The organism is Planktotalea sp. (assembly GCF_039984035.1).
In the GTDB taxonomy this organism is placed as follows: domain Bacteria; phylum Pseudomonadota; class Alphaproteobacteria; order Rhodobacterales; family Rhodobacteraceae; genus Planktotalea.
Genome location: NZ_JBDWVM010000142.1, coordinates 1 through 4,485, shown reverse-complemented (window position 1 = coordinate 4,485; position 4,485 = coordinate 1). Strand labels below are relative to the sequence as shown.

Genomic DNA, 4,485 nt, shown 5'->3' with positions numbered 1-4,485 from the left:
ACAAGCGCACCAGTGACCATTAATTTGTCAGCAAGGTCTAAGTTTTCGTTAGGGTAGATGACGTCGACGCCACCTGCGAGCACGGCAATCGAGCCACCCTCTGCAGCGGCGAGGTGTGCGCAGGTGTCAATCCCGCGCGCGAGGCCAGAAACGACAACATAGCCTTGATCCGATAGATCACTTGCCAATGCGCGCGCCATTCTTGTGCCCAAGGACGACGCGTTGCGCGCCCCGACGAGCGCGATCATAGGTCGTTTTAAGACATCAAGTGCGCCGCGCACCCAAATCATGGGCGGCGCGTCCGAGATTTCGCCTAACAAAGAAGGATAATGCGCCTCACCGCGACAAATAAGCTGTGCGCCGATCTTTGCGCCTTGTGCGATTTCCGCGTCAGCGCTCGCTTGGGAACAGGGCTGATATTTCGAAAGTCCTGCCTTGTTCGCCAAGTCTGGCAAAGCATCCATTGCGGCGGAGGCGCTGCCATGCTCGGCCATCAAACGATAGAAGGTTGAAATGCCGACTTTGCGGGAGCGCAAGAGACGAAGCCATGTTGAGCGCTCATCTTCCGTGGTGGGTGGGATTAGGGGGTGAGTGGAAGAAGTCTTGGTCTGTGGGCTCATCATGTCTCCGCCTGCTTGCAGAATCATCTCTAGCAGTAACGGAGTTAACAGCGCGTAAACCAAGCTTCACTTTGACTTAGCCCGCTGCACCGCCGACAGTTAAACCACCAATCATTATAGTGGGTTGGCCAACACCAACAGGCACCCATTGGCCCGCCTTTCCGCAATTTCCCATCCCGGGATCAAGCGCCATGTCATTCCCAAGCGCGCGAATCTGCTGCATTGCCGTTGCGCCGTCACCAATCAGAGTGGCGCCCTTAACAGGTGCACCGACCTTCCCATTCTCAACGCGATAGGCCTCTGTGCAGGAGAAAACGAACTTGCCGTTGGTAATGTCCACTTGGCCGCCGCCAAAACCGACAGCGTAAATTCCATCCTTCAAATCGGCAAGAATGTCAGCAGGGGCTGCATCGCCGCCCATCATATATGTGTTCGTCATGCGTGGCATGGGCGGATGCGCATAACTTTCGCGTCGTCCATTGCCAGTGGGCGCAACCCCCATCAAACGCGCGTTTTGACGATCTTGCATGTAACCTACGAGAATACCGTCTTCGATCAATGTGTTTTTACCTGACGGCGTGCCTTCATCGTCAACAGTAATAGAACCACGTCGATTTGGAATGGTGCCATCATCAAGAACGGTGACACCTTTAGAGGCGACGCGCTCGCCCACGCGCCCAGAAAATGCGCTAGAGCCTTTTCGGTTGAAGTCCCCTTCAAGCCCATGACCGACTGCCTCATGCAATAAAATTCCGGGCCAACCAGGGCCGAGCACTACGTCCATCATTCCTGCGGGGGCAGGGACGGCCTCTAGGTTTACAAGGGCAATGCGCAACGCTTCGCGCGCTTTGGGCTTCCAATCTTCGGGTTCGATCAACCCACCAAGGGCAAAGCGACCACCACCCCCAACCGATCCACTTTCGCGGCGACCGTCCTGTTCGACGATGACTGAAATGTTCACGCGGGTCATGGGTCGGGTATCGCTGACCTCCACGCCATCTGGGCGCAGAATTGTCACCTCTTGCAAAGAGGCGGCGATCACGGCGCTCACTTGCACGACGCGAGAATCAAGATCACGCAAGAATGCATCGATTTCTCGCAGCGTTTCGACCTTTGCGGGAAAACTCACCTCTGAAATGGGATCGGCGTCACTATAAAGACGAGCATTTGTCGGACTTGGGGCGTCAGCGAGCGTGCCGCCCCCTGATCCCACAGCGAGACGCGTTGTTTTAAGTGCCCGTCGCAAAGAGGTTTCGGAAACTTCAGTGGAATGCGCATATCCCGCCACTTCGCCCAAGACCGCGCGCAAGCCGAATCCTTCAGAGGCGTCATAGGTCGCGTTTTTGAGTTTCCCATCATCGAAAACAAGGCTTTCCGCCGTGCGACGCTCTATAAAGAGCTCTCCATCATCCGCCCCGCTGCAGGCACTTTGGAGAATCTCTAAAGCCGTTTCGCGCGAAACACGGTCTTCAAAGGGACGAAAAGGGGCGTGAGACATGCGAAAATTCTCTTTCTTTGGACTTAATTCGTAAAAGCGTCCGTTTGCCGCAACGCTTAGTCTTTATCTACTAGTAAGAATATGGTTTTAGACAGACCAATAACAACTGGCTATGCTTGCCATCTGGCGATCTACGCTAGTTTGAGTGACAAAGACAGACCATAACCGAAAAAGACTGGCGTATCGCCGCAATCGATCAGGGTGTAATATGCAACTGAAAACAACACTTTACGGCCTTCTGGCAGCATTTTCCGCGGCTCCGGCCATGGCGCAAGAGGCTCTTGAAGTCATCGGACAGCCCCTGCCACGCGGCATTGGCTTCCAACCTGCAGCGACCGAGCTTGCTCGCGATTTGCAATGGCTCGACGGGATGCTCCTTGTCGTCATCACGATTATTACGATTTTTGTAACGGCTCTGATGGTGTACTGCATCGTGCGCTACAACCGCCGTGCAAACCCGACACCTGGCACATTCACACACAACTCTCCTGTTGAGGTGGCTTGGACCGTTATCCCAATCGTTGTTCTGGTCCTGATTGGTGCTTACTCACTGCCTATCCTGTTCAAACAACAGGAAATTCCAGAAGCGGACATTACGATCAAAGTGACTGGCTACCAGTGGTACTGGGGTTATGAGTACGTCGATCACGAGTTCGGCTTTGACAGCTTTATGCTTGGCAAAGACGAGCTCGAAGAAAACGGCTACGCGCCAGAGCAGTATCTGCTCGCGACGGACACTGCTGTTGTCGTTCCTGTTGGCAAAACAATCGTTATGAACGTGACAGGCGCGGACGTGATCCACGCATGGACGATCCCAGCGTTCGGCGTAAAGCAAGACGCGGTTCCTGGTCGTATCGCTCAGCTTTGGTTTGCAGCAGAGAAAGAAGGCATCTACTTCGGTCAGTGCTCTGAGCTTTGCGGTAAAGACCACGCCTACATGCCGATCACTGTAAAGGTTGTGAGCGAAGAAGCGTATCAAGAGTGGCTGACAGGCGCGATTGAAGAATACGCAGGTCTGCCACAGCCATACAAAGTTGCGGCCGCAAACTAAGTAACAAAGGCCGCGCGCAACACCTGGTTCGCGCGGCCTGATTTCAACGTCATTCGGAGGGCACTATGAGCGATGTTAGCTTGAATAACGTCAGCCTCGAAAAAGAGGCAAGCTTCGGCGATTTCTTCGCTCTGTTGAAGCCTCGTGTAATGACGTTGGTGGTTTTTACAGCCTTTGTCGGGCTGTTGGCGGCACCGAACCCCGTCCATCCGATGATCGCTTTCACCTCCATTTTGTTCATCGCAATTGGTGGTGGCGCTTCTGGCGCGCTGAACATGTGGTGGGACGCGGATATCGACGCGGTTATGCTGCGTACAAAAAAACGCCCGATCCCTGCTGGTAAAGTGACCGAGGGCGAAGCGCTTGGCTTTGGCGTCGCGCTTTCTGGTCTTTCGGTGATTATGCTCGGTCTGGCATCCAATTGGGTCGCCGGTGGCCTTCTTGCATTTACGATTTTCTTCTACGTGGTGATTTACACCATGTGGCTCAAGCGCTGGACCCCGCAGAACATCGTTATCGGCGGCGCGGCTGGTGCTTTCCCTCCCATGATCGGTTGGGCCGTGGCGACCGGTGGTGTGTCCATCGAATCTGTTCTTATGTTCTGCCTGACGTTTATGTGGACACCCCCGCATTTCTGGGCCCTCGCGCTGTTCATGCGCAAGGACTATGACAACGCGGGTGTACCAATGTTGACGGTCACGCATGGTCGCCGTTCAACGCGCATTCATATTCTTGTCTACACATTGTTGCTTGCGGTGCTCGCGGTTGGCACGGCCTTCAGCAGCGTTGGCGGGCCCTTCTATCTAGCAGTGGCCGTTGTGCTGAACGCATTGTTTATCAAAGGAGCATGGCAGATCTTCAAACGTGACGAGGATGCGAGCGAAGCTGATGACTTCAAAGTCGAACGCAGCTTTTTCAAACTGTCCTTACTCTACCTCTTTGCACATTTCGGTGCGATCCTTGTTGAGGCGCTCCTCACGCGCTTCGGATTTGGGGGCTGGTAATGTCACTGAGCAAACAACATGAGATTCATACGCGTCGTTATGGTCGCAATGTCGGTCTTGGCCTTGTGCTTGCGGCCTTCATTGCAATCGTTTTCGGATTGACCATCGTGAAAGTCACGCGCGGCGATTACGAACCACCCCGCAATGAGGTGCAAGACTAATGGCAATGGATCCAAAGCTCAAAACAGTTGCACAAACCGGATCAGTTGTTGTCCTCATGGGCGCGCTGGCATGGGCGTCTGTGCCATTTTATGATTGGTTCTGCCGCGTCACAGGCTTTGGTGGTGTCACGAACACTGCCACTGTTGATAG

Annotated in this window: 5 protein-coding genes and 1 pseudogene; 4 read left to right on the top strand and 2 right to left on the bottom strand. The window is 54.2% G+C overall.

Going from position 1 to position 4,485, the window contains the following annotated elements:
• Positions 1-536 (bottom strand): DNA-processing protein DprA (locus ABJQ89_RS06465; protein WP_348495447.1); only part of this gene is annotated, 536 nt, incomplete at its 3' end.
• Positions 537-696: 160 nt separating this feature from the next.
• The gene (gene tldD / locus ABJQ89_RS06460) at positions 697-2,118 is read right to left on the bottom strand and encodes a metalloprotease TldD (RefSeq protein ID WP_348495446.1); all 1,422 of its coding nucleotides are present in this window, start codon (positions 2,116-2,118) and stop codon (positions 697-699) included.
• 208 nt (positions 2,119-2,326) lie between these two features.
• Here tldD and coxB point away from each other — a divergent pair, with 208 nt between their 5' ends.
• The 4 genes and pseudogenes from coxB to ABJQ89_RS06440 form a co-directional block, all read left to right on the top strand.
• Positions 2,327-3,169: a cytochrome c oxidase subunit II gene (gene coxB / locus ABJQ89_RS06455; RefSeq protein WP_348495445.1), complete on the top strand. Its 843-nt coding sequence runs from the start codon at positions 2,327-2,329 to the stop codon at positions 3,167-3,169.
• A gap of 65 nt (positions 3,170-3,234) precedes the next feature.
• Entirely contained in the window at positions 3,235-4,173 is a 939-nt protein-coding gene (gene cyoE, locus ABJQ89_RS06450; protein WP_348495444.1) for a heme o synthase, read from the top strand.
• A complete protein-coding gene (locus tag ABJQ89_RS06445) occupies positions 4,173-4,334 on the top strand; it encodes a hypothetical protein (protein WP_348495443.1) in 162 nt (53 codons plus the stop codon). The genes cyoE and ABJQ89_RS06445 overlap by 1 nt, the downstream gene beginning before the upstream one ends.
• Positions 4,334-4,485: pseudogene (locus tag ABJQ89_RS06440) on the top strand (cytochrome c oxidase assembly protein); the annotation flags it as partial. The gene ABJQ89_RS06445 and the pseudogene ABJQ89_RS06440, both read left to right, overlap by 1 nt.